This window comes from Mesorhizobium sp. LHD-90 (genome assembly GCF_030929505.1).
In the GTDB taxonomy this organism is placed as follows: Bacteria; Pseudomonadota; Alphaproteobacteria; order Rhizobiales; family Rhizobiaceae; genus Kumtagia.
This window is the reverse complement of sequence record NZ_JAVFVV010000002.1, coordinates 118,527-135,800: the sequence shown is the minus strand read 5'-3', so window position 1 is coordinate 135,800 and position 17,274 is coordinate 118,527. Positions and strand designations below refer to the sequence as shown.

Annotated in this window: 15 protein-coding genes; 6 read left to right on the top strand and 9 right to left on the bottom strand. The window is 64.5% G+C overall.

Annotated features, from left to right (window positions below; translation table 11 throughout):
* Positions 1-10: 10 nt before the first annotated feature.
* The 9 genes from RB623_RS02815 to RB623_RS02775 form a co-directional block, all read right to left on the bottom strand.
* Positions 11-781 (bottom strand): FkbM family methyltransferase, encoded by a 771-nt coding sequence (locus RB623_RS02815; RefSeq protein ID WP_308055236.1) that lies wholly within the window; start codon positions 779-781, stop codon positions 11-13.
* Positions 782-785: 4 nt separating this feature from the next.
* On the bottom strand, positions 786-1,979 hold the full coding sequence (locus RB623_RS02810) for a hypothetical protein (RefSeq protein WP_308055235.1): 1,194 nt from the start codon (positions 1,977-1,979) through the stop codon (positions 786-788).
* 58 nt (positions 1,980-2,037) lie between these two features.
* On the bottom strand, positions 2,038-3,468 hold the full coding sequence (locus tag RB623_RS02805; RefSeq protein ID WP_374121631.1) for an aspartate aminotransferase family protein: 1,431 nt from the start codon (positions 3,466-3,468) through the stop codon (positions 2,038-2,040).
* A gap of 39 nt (positions 3,469-3,507) precedes the next feature.
* Entirely contained in the window at positions 3,508-4,515 is a 1,008-nt protein-coding gene (locus RB623_RS02800) for an NAD(P)-dependent oxidoreductase (RefSeq protein WP_308055234.1), read from the bottom strand.
* A complete protein-coding gene (locus tag RB623_RS02795; protein WP_308055233.1) occupies positions 4,512-4,946 on the bottom strand; it encodes an EamA family transporter in 435 nt (144 codons plus the stop codon). The genes RB623_RS02800 and RB623_RS02795 overlap by 4 nt, the downstream gene beginning before the upstream one ends.
* Positions 4,947-5,051: 105 nt before the next feature.
* Entirely contained in the window at positions 5,052-6,359 is a 1,308-nt protein-coding gene (locus tag RB623_RS02790; protein ID WP_308055232.1) for an FAD-binding oxidoreductase, read from the bottom strand.
* Positions 6,360-6,709: 350 nt separating this feature from the next.
* The gene (locus RB623_RS02785) at positions 6,710-8,146 is read right to left on the bottom strand and encodes a UbiA family prenyltransferase (protein WP_308055231.1); all 1,437 of its coding nucleotides are present in this window, start codon (positions 8,144-8,146) and stop codon (positions 6,710-6,712) included.
* 207 nt (positions 8,147-8,353) lie between these two features.
* Complete coding sequence (locus RB623_RS02780; RefSeq protein WP_308055230.1) at positions 8,354-8,617, bottom strand: hypothetical protein; 264 nt, start codon at positions 8,615-8,617, stop codon at positions 8,354-8,356.
* Between the two features lie 122 nt (positions 8,618-8,739).
* Complete coding sequence (locus RB623_RS02775; protein ID WP_308055229.1) at positions 8,740-11,223, bottom strand: mechanosensitive ion channel family protein; 2,484 nt, start codon at positions 11,221-11,223, stop codon at positions 8,740-8,742.
* Positions 11,224-11,450: 227 nt separating this feature from the next.
* Here RB623_RS02775 and RB623_RS02770 point away from each other — a divergent pair, with 227 nt between their 5' ends.
* The 6 genes from RB623_RS02770 to RB623_RS02745 are packed head-to-tail and all read left to right on the top strand — an operon-like array spanning position 11,451 to position 17,252.
* Positions 11,451-11,627: a hypothetical protein gene (locus RB623_RS02770; protein WP_308055228.1), complete on the top strand. Its 177-nt coding sequence runs from the start codon at positions 11,451-11,453 to the stop codon at positions 11,625-11,627.
* Positions 11,628-11,663: 36 nt separating this feature from the next.
* Entirely contained in the window at positions 11,664-12,923 is a 1,260-nt protein-coding gene (locus RB623_RS02765; RefSeq protein WP_308055227.1) for a sarcosine oxidase subunit beta family protein, read from the top strand.
* A 10-nt stretch (positions 12,924-12,933) separates the two neighbouring features.
* The gene (locus RB623_RS02760) at positions 12,934-13,236 is read left to right on the top strand and encodes a sarcosine oxidase subunit delta family protein (RefSeq protein ID WP_308055226.1); all 303 of its coding nucleotides are present in this window, start codon (positions 12,934-12,936) and stop codon (positions 13,234-13,236) included.
* Positions 13,233-16,226 carry a sarcosine oxidase subunit alpha gene (locus RB623_RS02755; RefSeq protein WP_308055225.1) on the top strand — a complete coding sequence of 998 codons (2,994 nt, stop codon included), beginning with the start codon at positions 13,233-13,235 and terminating at the stop codon, positions 16,224-16,226. Before RB623_RS02760 ends, RB623_RS02755 begins: the two co-directional genes overlap by 4 nt.
* A complete protein-coding gene (locus tag RB623_RS02750; RefSeq protein ID WP_308055224.1) occupies positions 16,219-16,806 on the top strand; it encodes a sarcosine oxidase subunit gamma in 588 nt (195 codons plus the stop codon). Before RB623_RS02755 ends, RB623_RS02750 begins: the two co-directional genes overlap by 8 nt.
* Positions 16,807-16,814: 8 nt before the next feature.
* Positions 16,815-17,252 carry a DUF4279 domain-containing protein gene (locus tag RB623_RS02745; protein ID WP_308055223.1) on the top strand — a complete coding sequence of 146 codons (438 nt, stop codon included), beginning with the start codon at positions 16,815-16,817 and terminating at the stop codon, positions 17,250-17,252.
* The last annotated feature ends 22 nt before the right edge of the window (positions 17,253-17,274 follow it).

Sequence of the window (17,274 nt, the reverse complement as noted above, 5' to 3'; positions counted from 1 at the left end):
GGACGAGCCCTCACGCGAAGGCCCATACGTCCTCGGCGTGCAGCCCGACCTGGTAGCCGTTGGTCTTGAGTTTCAGCACGACCTTGCCGATGTCCTCGGCGGTCAGCGCGCCGACTTCGATCTTGATCATGCCCGGCCGGTAGCGCTCGATGTCGAGTTGCTCGAACACCTGCCAGTCGACCCCCTCGCAGTCGACGAGGAAGGCGTCGATATGCTCGACGCCGTTGCGGTCGAGCAGCGATTGCAGCGTTGCGCCCTGCACTTCGATCGATTTCAGAAAGGGCTCGAATTTCTGGAAGTTCTGGTCCCGCTCGCCCCAGGCGTTGCTGCCCGACATCAGGTTGGTGTCGCTGATCGACGAGCAGCCGATAAATTCGAGCGGCAGCGTGCCCGCTTCCAGCGCCGCGGCGTCGAAGGTTTTGATTGTGATCGGCCCGCTGGTCTTCGTAACCGCGACCGGTTCGATGACGAATCGCTCCGCGTCCGGATAGTTGGCGCGCAGGCGCTTCTGGTTGTACGGGATCGGTTCGACCAGCATGGCACGCGAGCCCTTGATACGGTGCAGCCATGGCGTCACATCGTCGAACAGTTTTCCGTCGCAGGCACCGACATTGACCATCTGGAACGGCCGGCCGCCGCCCATCCGCGCCCGCATCGCCGCCTGCGCGAGGAAACGCGTACCTCGTAATGGCGCGCCGCGATCCAAAATGCCGACGGGCAGGACCAGCGAGAGGAAGACGCGCAAAAGTTCGATGAATTGCGAGGCTTCCCCACCATCCATGATATCAGTTCCTTGCTCTTACGATATCGAAACGCGGCTTCCAGATCGTCACCAGCAGCACCGCGATACCCAGCAGGAAGACATGGTAGAAACGATCGTCCGGCAGCGGGAAGCTGGCGAATTTGCCGACCGTGCCGATCATCAGCGCGAAGATCAGGCCGTTCTGCCGGTTGGTGATCGGCTTGCCGTAGCGATAAAGCAAGGCCCAGCCCGCCGCGAACAACGCCAGGATCGCAGGCCAGTCGCTGTTGATCAGCGCCACCACGAAGCCGCGCGCATAACCTTTCAGCATCGTCACCAGCGAGAAGTCGGGCTGGAAGTCGATCATGGAATTCTGGATCTGCACGCAAGAGAAGTAGAAATGCGCCCACCAGCCCGGATGGTGGCCGAATTTCGAGATCACCATGCAGCCGACGAAGGAAGCGACAAAGGTCAGCAGCCAAGGCAGGATGCGCCAGCCGAACACCACTGCGGTCACCAGCATGGCGAAGATCAGGATCAGATTGTCCGGCCTCACGAACACGCTGAGGAACAGCAGCACGCAGGCGAGCGTATCGCGGCTGCGGATGAAGGCGTAGAGCGCCGCGATCGACACCAGCGACAGCAGCATGTCCGGCACGACCGCCGACGTCATCTGCGCCTGGTCGGCCAGCATCAGCAGCGGCGCCAGGATGAAGCCGCCCTGCAGGGCGTTTTCCCGCGCCAGCCAGTAGAGCAGGACGCCGCCGACCAGCAGCGACGGAATGACCGACAACAGGATCGACGCCATCGCCGCCCCGAAGATCGGCTCAAGCGCGCGGATCGCCCAGATGTAGCCGACCTTGACGCGATACATCGACAGTTGCGACTGGAAGTCGACCGGGTTCTCCCACTGGTGCTTGTTATAGGGATTGCCGTACTGGATCTCGTAGAGCTGCGACGGGCGCGCGCCTTTCGAGATCTCCGCCCAGGTGGCCGCATGCAGTTCGACCGGATCCTGGTAGCGGTCCTCCAGCGCGGTGGCCACATAGGCCACCATGTCCCAGTTGTAGTCGGGTTTGACCAGCGCGTAGAGCGCGATCACCACGCAGACCAGCGCGAAGAACGTCGCGCCCAGCCGATCGAGCAGCGCCCGGTTGGTGGTAGCCTCGGCGACGCCCTTGCCGATCCCCGTATCCAGCGCCCATTCGATCGGCGCCCGTTCGATCTTCGTCAACATAGTTTGCCCGCCCCCATTTGCCGCAGCGGCGCCCCTCGCGCCGCTGCGACCTGCCCGGTCAGCTCATCTGGCTCTTCACGAAGTCCTTGACGATGGTCACGATGCCGCGCGACAAGAGGCTGTCGAGCGCCTCGACGAAACGGTCGACATGCTCGCGCTGGCAAATCAGCGGCGGCTCCAGCCGGATCACGTTGCGGTTGTATTCGGTGAAGGCCACCAGCACGTCGTAGTCGCGCAGCAACAGCGAGCCGACGAAACCCGACAGCGAGCCCTTCAGCTTGTCGTCGAGCACGCTGACAACCGGCCGCAGCACCATCGGCAGAGTCTGCGAGAAGTCGTGGAACTCCAGGCCGACCATAAAGCCCTTGCCGCGCACGTCCTTGATGATTTTCGGATATTTCGCCTGCACGGCCTTGAGCCGCTCCAGTAGATAGGCGCCCGTCTCGGCCGAATTGTCGATCAAGTGCTCGTCGTAGAGCACGTTGAGCGCCTCGATTGCCGTAACGCACGCCTCGCCGATGCCGCCGAAGGTCGCCATGGCGTGGATCATCGCCGTCTTCGGCGTGCCATAGGCCTTCATGTAGACGTCGCGCTTGGCGATCATCGCGCCGACCGCCGCCTTGCCGCCGCCGAGCGACTTCGCCAGCGCCGTAACATCCGGCACGACGCCATAGTGCTCGAAGGCGTAGAAGCGGCCGGACCGGCCGTAACCGCATTGGACTTCGTCGGCGACCCACAGCACGCCGTACTGGTCGCAGAGCGCCCGCAGCTTGGTCCAGAACTCCGCCGGCGCCTGGACGATGCCGCCGCCGCCCTGGATGGTTTCCAGCACGATCACGCCGATCTCCGGATCGGTGCGGAAGGCCCGCTCGATCGCGTCGATGTCGCCGAACGGCACCTTCACCGTGTTGTCGGTCACCTTGAAGTCGGCGCGGTAGAGCGCGCCGTCGGTGATGGCCAGCACGCCCTTGGTCTTTCCGTGGAAGGAGTTTTCCGCGTAGACGATCTTCGGGCGCTTCGGCCCGGCGGCGCGCTCGGCGACCTTGATCGCCGCTTCCATGGCTTCCGAGCCGGACGAGCCGAGGAAGACCATGTCGAGTTCCCCCGGCGAGCATTTCGCCAGGTTGTGGGCGAGTGCGGCAGCGTATTGCGACATGAAGGCGATGGCGATTTCCTGCCGCTTCTCCTCTTGGAATTTTTTGCGCGCCTCGAGGATTTTCGGATGGTTGTGGCCAAACGCCAGCGAGCCGAATCCGCCGAAGAAATCGAGAATCTTCCGGCCGTTCTGGTCGATGTAATACATGCCCTCGGCGCGCTCGATCTTGATCTTGTGGAAGCCGAGCAGCTTCATGAAATGCAACTGGCCGGGATTGAGGTGCGTCTTGAACAGGTCGGTCAGCCGGGCGACATCCATCGCCTTGGCTTCCTCGACGGTGATCAGGTCCGGCTTGGGCAGAAGATTGTGCCCGGCCGCGATTGTCGAGCGCATCGTGTCCGGCTTGGTCATGGCGTTCATGTCATCGATCTCCTATTCGGCCGGAACCTGCGAGGGAGCGGCCATCCGGCCCTCCTTCTTGGCGCGATATTCGCTGTAGGCGGCGATCAGCATGTCCTCGTCGCGATACTGCGGCGCCCAGCCGAGATCGCGCTTGCCCTTCGACACGTCGAGCAGGCAGTCCTCGTCGGCGATCAGATACTGCTCGGGATCCATGATCGGCATGTTCATGAGATCGAGGAGGTCGAGCGTGCGTTTCACCGCCCAGCCCGGCGTCGGGATCAGGATCGACTTCGACCCCGCATGCTTGACCAAGTCGCCGAGCAGCTTGCGCACCGACGGCGGATTGAGCGAGCCCAGATTATAGGCCTCGTTCGGCACATCGGCCTTGAAAGCGGCGCGAGCGGCCTCGGCGCAGTCGAACACCGAGATGAACTGGTAGGGGTTCTTGCCCGAGCCGATCATCGGCACCGGCAGGTTCACGTCGATCAGCTTGAACAGCTTTTCCAGGATGCCGAGTCGGCCGGGACCGATGATGAGGCGTGGGCGGAACAGCGAGATCGACATGCCGCGCTTGCGCCAGTCGGCGGCGAGTTCCTCGGTCTTGAGCTTCGACAGGCCGTATTCGCCGAGCGGCGCGACCGGGTGGTCCTCCGTCATCGGGTGGTAGACCGTGTGGCCGTAGATCATGTCGGTGGTGAAATGCACCAGCTTCGGCGCGCCGGCCTTGTCCATCGCCTCGATGATGTGGACCGTGCCGTGATAGTTCACCGGGAAGAAGAACTCGTGGCGCTTGGCCCGCACCTGGATCGGCGACAGCATCTTCGCCGAGAGGTTGTAGACCATGTCGTCGGCCTTCATGCCTACGGCCACGACCGAGACCGGATCGGTGACGTCGCAGCGGACGTACTGCGCATGTCGATAGTGCGGCAGGTCGCTCTTGACGATGTCGGCGACGACGACCTCGTGGCCGTCGGCGAGCAATTTGGGGGCAAGGTGACGGCCGACGAAACCGTCGCCGCCGAAGATAATGTGTCTCATTTTGAGATCTCGCTTGTTTGCATGGATGCAGAAGCAACCTTCGTGCCGCCTTCGTGGCTGTCGCGTCCGCTCTGCGCGATCAGCACCGTTCCGACGCAGATGAAGGCGATGCCGGCAATGCGCCAGGCGTTCAAATCCTCATGGAAGATGAAGTAGGCGAACACCGCCACCGCCACATAGGCGAGGCTGAGGAACGGATAGGCGAAGGAAAGTTCGACCTTCGACAGCACGTAGAGATGCGAGGCCATCGAGATGACGAATGTGCACAGGCCGAAGAACACCCACGGGCTGAAGACGATCTGCAGGATCTTGACGATCGGATTGGCGCCCTCGAACGAAACCGCCCCGAGATTCATCATGCCCTGCTTCAGCATCAATTGCGCGGCCGCGTTGGTCAGCACCGTGAACAGGATGAAAGGCAGGTATTTCATGTTTCTCGCTCTCGTTGCATCGGTCCTAGCCGGAACCCGGAAATTTCCCGTGAAATGGGGCACGGAATTTGATTAAACTTTTCCGTTTCCCTTCCCGCTTCGTGGCTATTCGGCAGCCCTTGCCTGGGCCCCGTCGCTTGGCTTCAACCGCATCGCCGTGCGCGCCCAGAAACGCGACAGGAAGGCCGGGTCGCGCATCGCCTCGAGCTTGCGCCAGTCGGGAAAGGATGCCGCGAACACGTGTGCCGGCATCCGCGCGTCCTTGTAGGGATTGACCGCGCCGCCGGCCGCAACCGTGATCGCGTCGAGCCGTTCCAGCAGTTGCAAGGTCCGGTCGCCCCTGTTGGGGAAGTCCAGCGTCAGGGTGTAGCCAGGGTGCGGAAAGGACAGCAGGCCCGGCGAGCGGACAGCGCCGAAGCGCTTCAGAACGGTCAGGAACGACCCCTGCCCCGCCGCCCGCCCCGCGTCGAGCAGCGCCGGCACCGCCTGCCGCGCCGCCGCGAACGGGATCACGCTCTGATGCTGGAAAAGCCCCTTCGGTCCGTAGAGCCTGTTCCAGTTCAGCACGCCGTCGAGGGGGAAGAAGAATCCGCCATAGCCGGTCGTATGCGGTCCGGCATCGCGGCTGCGCTTCCAGCGATAGGCTGCGTTGAAGGCGGTCAGGAACGGCCGGTTCAGCACATTGAGCGGCGGCTGGAACGGAACCCCCAGCCGCCCCCCGGCCTTGCCCGCCTGCCGCGAGCCGTTTGCGGCGTGGTTGCCGGTGAGCAGCAGGCCTCGGCCGGCCGCCCTGCCGCCGGCAAGCTGGTCGATCCAGGCCACCGCGTATTCATTGGACTTGTCCGCAGCCTCGGCGCGGTCGAAATACTCGTCCAGCCGGGAAAACGGCGTCACCGTCTCCGCCACGTCCAGCGACGGCACCGGCATAAGCCGCAGCGACGCCGACAGGATGATGCCGGTCAGTCCCATGCCGCCGATCGTCGCCTCGAAGAGCTGCGGATTGGAAGTCGGCGAACAGGCGTATGTCTTGCCGTCCGAGCGCAACAGTTCGAAAGCCTCGACGTGACAGCCGAATGTGCCGCGCCGGTGATGGTTCTTGCCATGCACGTCGTTGGCGATCGCGCCGCCAAGCGTCACGAACTGTGTGCCGGGCACGACCGGCGGAAAGAAACCGTGCGGCGCGGCGTGGGCGATGATGTCGGACAACAGGATACCGGCTTCCGCCGTGAACAGGCCGCCATGGGTGTCGAAGCCGAGCACCCGCCGCATCGGCCGCATATCCGCCAGCACGCCGTCCTGCGGCAGACAGGTATCGCCGTAGGAACGGCCATTGCCGTAGGGAAGCAGCGAATTTTCTCGCGCGTTGCCGCCCTTAAGCAAGGCGATCACCTCGCCGGCGTCGATCGCTTGCATCGCCGGCGCAAAGATCCGACCGAAACTGCCGTAGCCGGCGTCCACTAGAGCAATGTCCGATCAGATTGAATCATTCTGTTTCTCGTTTGGCGAGGCGATCCGGCAGGGTCCGAAGGACGGGCGAGACGCGTGGCTCGCCCTGCGCGAAGGTCGATGGGGTTCCATCGGCCGAGCAAGCCGACGGTCCGAAGGACGGCGCCCGCCAAACGGAAACCCGAAGGGCCGGGCCGGTTTGGGCCAAATCCATCGGGCTTCGTCTTGTCCGGGCCACCAGCCCGGCCTGCGACAAAGCCCTCGACCTTGGCCCAAACCATCGCCGGCAGAATGGTTCAATCTGATCGGACATTGCTCTAGACCAGGCCCGCCAGCATCAGCATGACCGCGCCGGCCGCCACCACAAGCTGGCTGCGCCAGTCGCGCACGATGAACACCACCGGATCGTCATGCAGCTCGTCGCGGCGCGCCAGGATCCAGATGCGCATGGTCAAATAGAGCACGGTCGGCGCCAGCGGCCACACCATCCACGGATGCGAATAGAGCTCGCGCACCGCCGAGCTGTCGATGTAGAGCGCCAGCACCAGTGCCGACGAGAAGGCCGACGCCATGCCGGCCTGCGCGATGATCTCCTGGTCCTCGGCGCGGTAGCCTCTGCCGGCTATGCGCTCGCCCGGCACAAGCATCGACGAGCGCAATTCGACATAGCGTTTCACCAGCGCCAGCGACAGGAAGAAGAAGGTCGAGAAGGCGAGCAGCCAGAACGACACGCCGATGTCGGTCGCGGCTGCGCCGCCGAGGATGCGCATCGTGTACAGGCCGGCCAGCATCAGCACGTCCAGCAGCAGCATGCGCTTGATCGACAGCGAATAGGCCGTTGTGGCAACGAGATAGGCGCACAGCACCCCCATAAACAACAAGGGCAGCAGCGTCGCTACCGCGAAGCTGATGGCCAGCAGGACCGCCGCCGAGACCATGCCGAAGCGCATCGACAGCAGCCCGCTGGCGAAGGGCCGGTTGCGTTTTGTCGGGTGCCGGCGGTCGAGCGCCAGGTCGAAGAAATCATTGACGATGTAGATCGCCGAGGCGGCCGCGCTGAAGGAGATGAAGGCGAGCACGCAGTCGACCAGCATGCCGACGTTGAAATATTCGTGGGAGAGCACCACCGGCACCGCGATCAGGCCGTTCTTCAGCCACTGGTGCACGCGCAACATCTTCAGAACGGTCTTGAGGGTCGGCTTCGGCGTCTCGATCAGTTCGCACTGGTGTTTGGCCTGCCAGCGCGCCGCCGCGCGGTCCGGCGCCACTACGCTTGCGAGCCGCGCCGCCTCGAAGATTGCCAGGTCATGCCGGCTGTTGCCGAAATAGTCAAAGCCGCCGTCGCCATAAGCGGCCACCAGCGCCGCGGTCTTGCGTTTGGAGGTCAGGTTCTCCCTGCCGTCGGTGGCGAGCACCGCGTCGAAGATGCCGAGATGTCTCGCGATCGCCTCGGCGAATTTGCGCGGCGTGCCGGTTGCCAGCACAAGGCGGCGTCCGCTCGCCGTCTCGGCTTGCAGCCGCTCCATCACTTCCTTGCGGTAGGGCAGCGCCGCCGGGTCGATGTCGACGCGTTTGGCGATCTCCTGCTTGAGCGTCGCCGGCCCCTTCGCCGCCCAGTACGGCACCAGGAAAATCAGCAGCGGGTTCTGGCGCAGCAGCAGGAACAGGCCTTCCCACAACAGGTCGGTGGCGATCAGCGTGCCGTCGAGGTCCACCGCGAGGGGGACTGCATTCTTCTCGGAGCGCGCATCCATCAAGGCAGTTTCCGCAGTTGCCGCAACGCACCCGCCGGCGTCGTGGTCCGGCTATAGGCACGGGACCTGTTAGGGTGCGTTAATGCGGACTACAGCTTACGCACGCTGCGTCAGCCTTTGCAAATCAGGGTTAAGCGACTGCAACCAGAAATATTAAAGGCCGGGTGATGTCCCGGCCTTTTCGAAAGGATCATGTGCGCCGGCGATTTACTTGATGCGGCCGACGCCACCCGAGATTTCAACCGTCTCCGTGCCGGTCAGCGCCTGGCGGTCGCCGTTGGGCATGGTGACGAAGCAGCCCCCCGAGCAGAACTCGACGGTCTCGCCGGCGGCGAGCGAAAGCTCGGACTTGCTGCCGCCCTCGGTGACGATCAGCGTGCGCGGCTCGGAGTCGAGATTGACCGCGCTGGCCGCATGCGCCGCACTGCCCATCAGCACAAGCAACGAGGCCGCGACGACGAAATTCTTCATGGCTTTCCGGTGTTTCCACCGCCTCTGTCAGTGGGGCTTTTGCCCCTTTCGAGGACAGCTTATAACCGGGCGAAGCTGAACGCCAACTGAATGACGCATTCATGCCACACTTGGCACAGGCGTCAAACCGGATCGGTCTTCTTGCGCCGGGTCTTGCGCGTCTTGACCTCTTCCTCGGCCTGTACCCGCCTCTCCACGGCCTCCGCCAGCTCCGCCTCGGCCTTGTCGTCGTCGGTCGACCATTTTGGCGTCGGCGGAGCGACCGGCGACTGCGCCGGGATGGCGATGCTGATGTTCTCACGCTCGAACGCGTCCAGAATGGCGAAGCGCAGGTCGTTCTGCACGATGCCGCCATTGCCGATGTCGCCGAGGAAGACCCGGATCTCGAAAGTCATCGAGGTCTGCGCGAAGGCGGTGAAGGCCACGAAGGGCTCGGGATTCTTCAGCACGAGCGGATGGCTGGAAGCCAGTTCCATCAACAGCGCATGCACTTTTCGCGCATCCGTCCCGTAGGCCACGGCCACCGGTATTTCGATGCGCCCCAGCTTGTTGCGGTGCGTCCAGTTGCCCACTGCGCCGTTGATCAGCGTCGAGTTCGGCATGATCACCGTCTGCCGCTGGAACGTCTCGATCTCGGTCGCGCGCACGCTGATCTTCTTCACCGTGCCGGAGACGTCACCGGCGATCACCCAGTCACCAGCCTTGAACGGCCGCTCGGCGAGCAGGATCAGGCCGGAGACGAAATTGGAGACCACGTTCTGCAAGCCGAAACCGATGCCGAGCGACAGGCCGCCGGCGATCAGCGCCAGGTTGGAGAAGTCGATGCCGGCCGCGGAAAGCCCCGCCAGCCCCGCTATCGCCAGGCCGGCATAACCGAGCACGGTGCGGATCGAGTTGCGCACGCCGGTGTCGACGCGGCCGCGCGCCATCACCGAGCCGTCCAGCCAGCCCTGGAACCAGCGCGTCAGCACGAAGCCGACGCCGAACACCACGATGCCCCAGAGAATGCCGGTCAGCGACAGCGTGAACGAGCCGATCTGGATGCCGGTTGCAAACTTGTACATCCATGAGCCGATGTCGGCCGGCTGGAAGCCCCACTGGAACAGCACCAGCGGCAGGCCGACGACGACCACGGCGACGTTGATCAGGATGCTGACCAGCAGGCTGAGCTGGTCGAGGCCTGCGTCGTCCAGCTTGAACCAGCGCTGGAAACGAACGCCGATCGCCGTGTGGGCGAAGGCGCCCTCTTCCGCCACGGCGCGCGACGACAGGAAGCCGATATACATCGTCGCCAGCACCGCGCCGGTAAACACGATCTGCTGCGAGATGAATCGGGCGAGCCCGATAAAGCCGAGCAGCGCCGCCACGATCGTCATCAGGCCGAGCGCGTAGATGAATAGCCGCACCCCGGCAGGCCACGCCTTCGGCTGCCCCGTCTCGTCGGCAAAGGGCCGCACGAGGCCGCTCGCCAGCACCAACAGGCCGATGATGACGGTCGCCACAAGCGCCTCGCCGACGGTCAGCGAGACCGGCGCGTCCAGGGTCTCGTAGATGTTGCTCGCCAGGTAGTCGAAGCCGCTGAACAATGCCGTGGCCGACATGATCCACAGCAGCTTCGCGGCCGCGCCGGACTGCACCGGGATCAGACGCCAGTGCGGCAGGTGCGGCGACAGCACCGCCTTGCCAAGCCGATGCACGAAAAAGACCAGCCCGATGACGGCGAACAACGAGGCCAGCATCGAGCCGATATCGCCGCGCAGCACCCCGAAATAGTCGAACAGGAAATATGTGACGCCAAGGAACACGCCGAGCGTCAGCGACGGCAGCAGCGTCGACCAGAACGCCACCGACAGCCGGCTGAGATAGGTCGGGTCGGTTTTTTGCGGGTCGGCCTCGAACAGATGGCCGAACAGCCGCCGCCCGCCGACCAGAAGAATCACCGCCGCGATCAGCGCGAAGAAGGTCGCCGCCAGCACCGAACTCAGCTTGAAATTGAAGACGAAGCGCAGCCACGCCGAGACCGAGCGGTAGAGGTCGGCGCTGGTTTTGTGGAAAGCCACGAGGACTTCGCTGAGCAGCGGGAAGTTGATGTCGTAACGCTTCGTCAGCAGCCGAGAGAAAAGGTCGCGCCGCATGTCCGTGACGCGGGTGATCAGCGTGTTCACCCGGATCGACAAATCCTCGGCGGCGCCCAGCGTGGCGTTGATCTCGGCCTTCTCGGCGGCAAGGCTCTGGCGTTCGGTGGCGACGATGTCCGATTCGGGGGCCGCGCCCTGCGCCGGCGGCGGGCCAAGCTGCTCGATGCGCGTATTGATCTCGCCAAGCCTCGGCCGGAACGAAACGGAACTGCTGAGCAATTCGCGCGCGATCTCTTCCAGTTGCAGCCGGATGTCGACCAGCTTCTGGTCGTCCTCCGGATTGGCGTCGATCTCCTTTTCGAGCCCGTCGGTGCGCGAGGTCAGGCCGCCGATGACCGACCGCTGCTGATCGACGATGGCCGAGCCAGCCCGGCCGGCCCCTTGCGCGCCGGCCGAGGATGGCGCGAAAGCGATCGCCGCGGCGATCAGGAACAGCGCCGCGATCAGTCTGAAGGCTGTTGATGTCATTGGCCGCGTCATAGTCGGCAAGATGGCGTTCCCATGGCGGTGAGTGATACTGGTCGCACCTCGCTCGGGCAAGCAGGAGTCGGCCCTGTGAAAAGCGGTGGCGTAAAACTGGCTTGCGCACTCCCGGTCCACCTATAGTGTGCCGCCTGCCGAGGGTCTGTTGACTATCACCGCACGGGCTGCGCCGCAGCGCAAATCCGGCAGTTCCAGGAGCGAGGAGGAGGGACATGCAGCGCATGTTCGACGACGAGCGACGCCGAAATGGCGGATTTGAGCGCGGCCCCTTCGGGGTTGGGCCAAAATCGCCCGCAAATGCGTCGAAAATGCTCGACGGTGGTCAACACCGCCTTGCGCTTTTCTCCTGTTTGCGGACGATTTTATCCCAACGCAGCCTCGTGTGCTGATAGTCAACAGACCCTGACCTGAAAGTTTCTTCCCCGATGGCGGAATATTCTGCTTTTTCGATTCTCAAGAATGCGATCTCCGGCAACCGCGACTGGAAGCCGGCCTGGCGCAAGCCCGACCCGAAACCCTCCTACGACGTCGTCGTCATCGGCGGTGGCGGCCACGGCCTGTCGACGGCCTACTACCTTGCCAAGGAGCACGGCATCACCAATGTCGCAGTGGTCGAAAAGGGCTATCTCGGCTCCGGCAATGTCGGCCGCAACACCACCATCGTGCGCTCCAACTACCTGCTGCCCGAAAACATCCGCTTCTACGAACACTCGATGAAGCTGTGGGAGAACCTGTCCCACGATCTGAACTACAACGTCATGTTCTCGCAGCGCGGCATCCTGAACCTCGCCCACACGCCCGGCCAGTTCGACGATTACGCGCGGCGCGGCAATGCCATGCGCCACGAGGGCGGCGACGCCGAGCTTCTCTATCCCGACCAGATCGCCCGGCTCTATCCCGGCCTCGACGTGTCGCCCAAGGCGCGTTTCCCGGTGGTCGGAGGGCTCTTGCAGCCGCGCGCCGGCACGGCCCGCCACGACGCCGTCGCCTGGGGTTATGCGCGCGGCGCCGACCGGCGCGGTGTCGACATTCTGGAGAATTGCGAGGTCATCGGCTTCCTCCGGGAAGGCGACCGCATCGTCGGTGTCCAGACGACACGCGGCGACATCCGCGCCAGGAAGGTGGCGGTCGCCGCCGCCGGCAGCACCGGCCGCGTGCTGAAGCTCGCCGGCATCGACAATTTGCCGATCGAGAGCCACGTGCTGCAGGCCTTCGTCTCCGAATCGCTGAAGCCGATCCTGCCCGGCGTCATCACCTGGGGCGGCGGCCATCTCTACGTTTCGCAGTCCGACAAGGGCGGCCTGGTCTTCGGCGGCGACCTCGACGGCTACAACACCTATGCCCAGCGCGGAAACCTGCCGCTGGTCGAGGAGGTGATGAGCGAGTTGCTCGCCATGTTCCCGGGTTTCGCGAAGGTCAGGCTGCTGCGTTCCTGGGGCGGCGTCATGGACATGTCGATGGACGGCTCGCCGATCATCACCACCGGCCCGCTGCCCGGCATGTACCTGAATTGCGGCTGGTGCTACGGCGGCTTCAAGGCGACGCCCGCCTCCGGCTGGCTCTTCGCCTGGACCATCGCCAAGAACGCTCCGCACGAAATCAACGCGCCTTTCACGCTCGACCGCTTCCACCGCGGTATCCTGATCGACGAGAAGGGCCAGGGCGCGACGCCCAAGCTGCATTAGGCCAAAAAGAATGCTGATCACCTGTCCCTATTGCGGCCCGCGCGACGTGTCGGAATTCTCCTACCAGGGCGACGGCAACCGCACGCGTCCCGATCCCGCCTCCACCGACCAGGCGGCGTGGAACGCCTATGTCTACGACCGGATCAACACGGCCGGCGACCACAAGGAAATCTGGCAGCATTCCGGCGGCTGCCGGTCGCACCTTGCCGTCACCCGCAGCACACTTACTCACAAGATTTCGCATGTCGCTTTCGCCAGGGGCGGGCTTGCCTCGGTCAGGCCGGCCGGACGCGACCACGGAGACCATGCATGAGCCCGCGCCGCGGCAACACCGCCGGGCGCGTCGACCGCACCCGCACCATCCGCTTTTCTTTCGACGGCAAGTCGCTGACCGGCCATGCCGGCGACACGCTGGCCTCCGCCCTGCTGGCCAACGGCATCTCGCTTGTGGCCCGCTCGTTCAAGTACCATCGCCCGCGCGGCGTGCTCACCGCGGGCATCGACGAGCCCTCCGCGCTGGTCACCGTGCTGAAAGGCGAGGAGCGCGAGCCAAACGTTCCGGCCACCATGCTGGAGATCTATGACGGGCTCGTCGTGGTCAGCCAGAACCGTTTTCCATCACTCGCCGTCGACGTCGGCGCGGTGAACGGGCTGGCCGGCAAGGCGATCTCGGCCGGCTTCTATTACAAGACCTTCATGGGCCCGGTGATCGGCCCGCTGAAGGGCACGCGTTTCTGGATGGTCTGCGAGCATTTCATTCGCCGCGCCGCCGGCCTCGGCAGCGCCGGCACCGCACCGGACAGTTCGCGCTACGAGCGCATGTACGCCTTCTGCGACGTGCTGGTGGTCGGCTCGGGTCCGGCTGGCCTGATGGCGGCGAAAGCCGCGTCGGAAGGCGGCGCGCGTGTCATCCTCGCCGAGCTCGATTCGCGTTTCGGCGGCTCCGCCAACTGGTCGGGCGAGACGATCGACTCGCTGCCCGCCGCCGACTGGGCGGCGGACACGGTGCGCGATCTCTCCGGCCGCGAGAATGTCAGGCTGCTGCCGCGCACCACCGTGTGGGGCTATTACGACAGCAACGGCCTCGCCGCGCTGGAGCGCGTGACCGACCACAAGGAAAAGCCCGGCAAGGGCGAGCCTCGCCACCGCCATTGGTCGATCCGCGCCGGCACGGTCGTGCTGGCCACCGGCGCCTTCGAGCGGCCGCTGGTGTTTCCCGGCAACGACCGCCCCGGCGTGATGCTCGCCTCCGCCGCGCAGCGTTACGCGGCGGAGTTCGGCGTGCTGCCGGGCGAGAAGATCGCCGTCTTCGCCAACAATGACGGCGCCTACGCCGCTGCCAAAACCCTGCGCGATTCCGGTGCGGCGATAACCGCGATCGTCGACGTGCGCGCCGACATTTCGGCAGAGGCCCGCGCCATCGCCTCCGCCGTTGGCGGCCATTTGCTGTTGCGCCATGCCGTCGTCGCTACCGAAGGCGGCAAGCATGTTTCAGGCATCAAGGTGCAGGGTTTCGACCTCGCCTCCCGCAGGCTCACCGGCGAGGCGCGCCATCTCGACGCCGATTGCCTGATCGTCTCGGGCGGCTGGTCGCCGGTCATCCACCTTGCCAGCCAGGCCGGCGCCGCGCCGAAATGGGACGAGACGCTGCAGGCCTTCCTGCCGCCGGAGCCAGCGCAGAACTGGATCGGCGCCGGCAGCTTCAACGGCCGCTTCACCACCGCCGAGGCGCTTGCCGAGGGCCTGTCGGCCGGGCTGCGCGCCGCTGGCGGCAACGGCCATCCCGAGGCCGTGCCGGAAGTCGAGCATGCCGCGCCCTTCTCGGAACCCGCGCCGGTCTTCGAAATTCCGGCCAAGGGAAAGGCCTTCGTCGACCTCCAGCACGACGTCACCGCCGAGGACGTGCGCCTCGCCCACCGCGAAGGCTTTATTTCGGTCGAGCACCTGAAGCGCTACACGACGCTCGGCATGGCGACCGACCAGGGCAAGACCTCCAACGTGCCCGGCCTCGCCATCATGGCCGACGCGCTGGGCAAGCCGGTCGCCGAAGTAGGCACCACCCGCTTCCGCCCGCCTTTCGCCTCCGTATCGATCGGCGCGCTGGCGGCCGAACGTTATGGCGACATCAAGCCTGAGCGGCTGACGCCGATGCACGACTGGCATGTCGCGCAAGGCGCGAAGATGTATGCCGCCGGCCTTTGGTACCGGCCGCAAATCTACGGCAAGCCCGGCGAGACGGTCGAGCAGGCCTATGTGCGCGAGACGAAGACCGTTCGAGAGATCGCCGGCATCGTCGACGTCTCGACATTGGGTAAGATCGCCGTGCAGGGGCCGGACGCCGCGACCCTTCTCGACCGCGTCTACACCAACATGTTTTCGACACTCGCCGTCAACAAGGCGCGTTACGGCCTGATGCTGCGCGAGGAAGGCATCGCCTTCGACGACGGTACGACCTGGCGGCTCGGCGAGCACGATTTCCTGATGACCACGACCACCGCCAATGCCGGCAAGGTCATGCAGCATCTGGAATATTATCTCGATGTGGTCTGGCCGGACCTCAAGGTCCACGTCACCTCCGTCACCGACCAGTGGGCGGGCGCGGCAATCGCCGGTCCCAAGGCGCGCGAAATCCTCGCCACTTGCGTCACCGGCACTGCGGTCGACAACGCCACCCTGCCCTTCATGGGCATCGTCAGCGGCGAGATCGCCGGCGTGCCGGTAAAGATCTGCCGCCTCTCCTTCTCCGGCGAGATGGCCTTCGAGGTCTATTGCGGCGCCGGCCACGGCACGCATGTCTGGGAAGCGCTGGTCGAAGCCGGCAAACCGTTTGGCATGGTGCCCTACGGGCTGGAAGCGCTCGGCACGCTGCGCATTGAGAAGGGCCACGTCACCGGCGCGGAGATTGACGGCCGCACGACTGCCAGCGACCTGCATCTCGACTGGATGCTGTCGAAGAAAAAGCCGTTCATCGGCTCGAACATGCTCGGCCGGGAAGGTCTCGTCGCCGGGGATCGTCTCCGCCTCGTCGGCCTGATCTCGCTCGACAACCGGCCGCTCAACGGCGGCGCGCATATCGTCGAGCAGGTCGACGAGGCCAATCCGCGCCACTCCATCGGCCACATCACCGCCGTCTGCTATTCGCCGGCCCTCGGCAAATATATCGGCCTGGCGCTGGTCAAGGGCGGCAAGTCGCGCCACGGCACGCGCGCCTTCATCTCCGATCCGCTGCGCAAACGTTTTGGACCGGTCGAGATCGTCAGCCACCATTTCTTCGATCCCGAGGGGAGCCGCATGCATGGTTGAGATGCTTTCGCCCTTGCAGCCGGTCTGGCGGCCGGGTTCCCACGGCAATTTCGCCGACGGTGTCGGCGTGGTGCTTTCCGAGACGCAGCCCGGCTCGATCGTCCAGGTCACGGCCTGGCCGGGCGAGGAAAAGACTGTTATCGCCGCCATTCGCACCGCCTCAGGCCTCTCCCTGCCGGACGGCGCCGGCGGCGGCATCGCGACGGAGACGAGAGCCGCCTTCGGCATTGCCCCTGGGAAATTCCTGGTCGTCTCCGAGGATGAAGGCCTGGCTGACGCGCTTGTTCAGGCAATTCCGATAAACCTCGGAACCGTCACGGATCTTTCGCACGGGCGCACGGCGCTGCGCATCGCAGGTCCGAAGGCGGAATGGGTACTGCAGAAATTTTTCGCTGTGGATTTTTCGCTACCCGCCCTGCCCGTCGGCTCGGGCGTCGCCACCAACCACCACGACATCTTTGCGCACATCCAACGCACTGGCGAGGACCGCTTCGACCTCACCATCTTCCGTTCCTTCGCCCGCGCCTTCTGGACCGCGCTCTGCCACGCCAGCGAGGAAGTCGGCTACGAGGTGCGGTGAGGTCGGCGATGGTGATAGACGAAGACCCAGAACCAAAGCGGTTCCAGATCGATCTTTTCATCGTCCATCCGTCTATTGATCCGGAAGAACTGGATGCGAATTTGCAGATCGAAGGGCACTTTCGCCATAAAGCCGGAGATCAGAGATATACGCCCCTGGGAACACCTCTCGATGGGACATTTCCCGATACCCGTTGGAGGCATACGGTGCGATTTGAGACCGGGACCAACCGGTTTGCGGATCAACTGACGTCGTTCGTCGATGTCATGGACCGCCACCGGGACTACTTCGCGCAGTTAGTGAAGACCGGTGGTAGCCTTTGCGTTATCCTGAGTTTCCTCGGCGACGGTCACTTCGGAGATGCTATCCCGAAGACGACCCTCGCCAAAATATCCGACCTCGGGGTCGATCTCGGTATCCAGGTTTTTACCGAGCGGCAGAACTAAAAACATCACCTGCCGCCCCAAG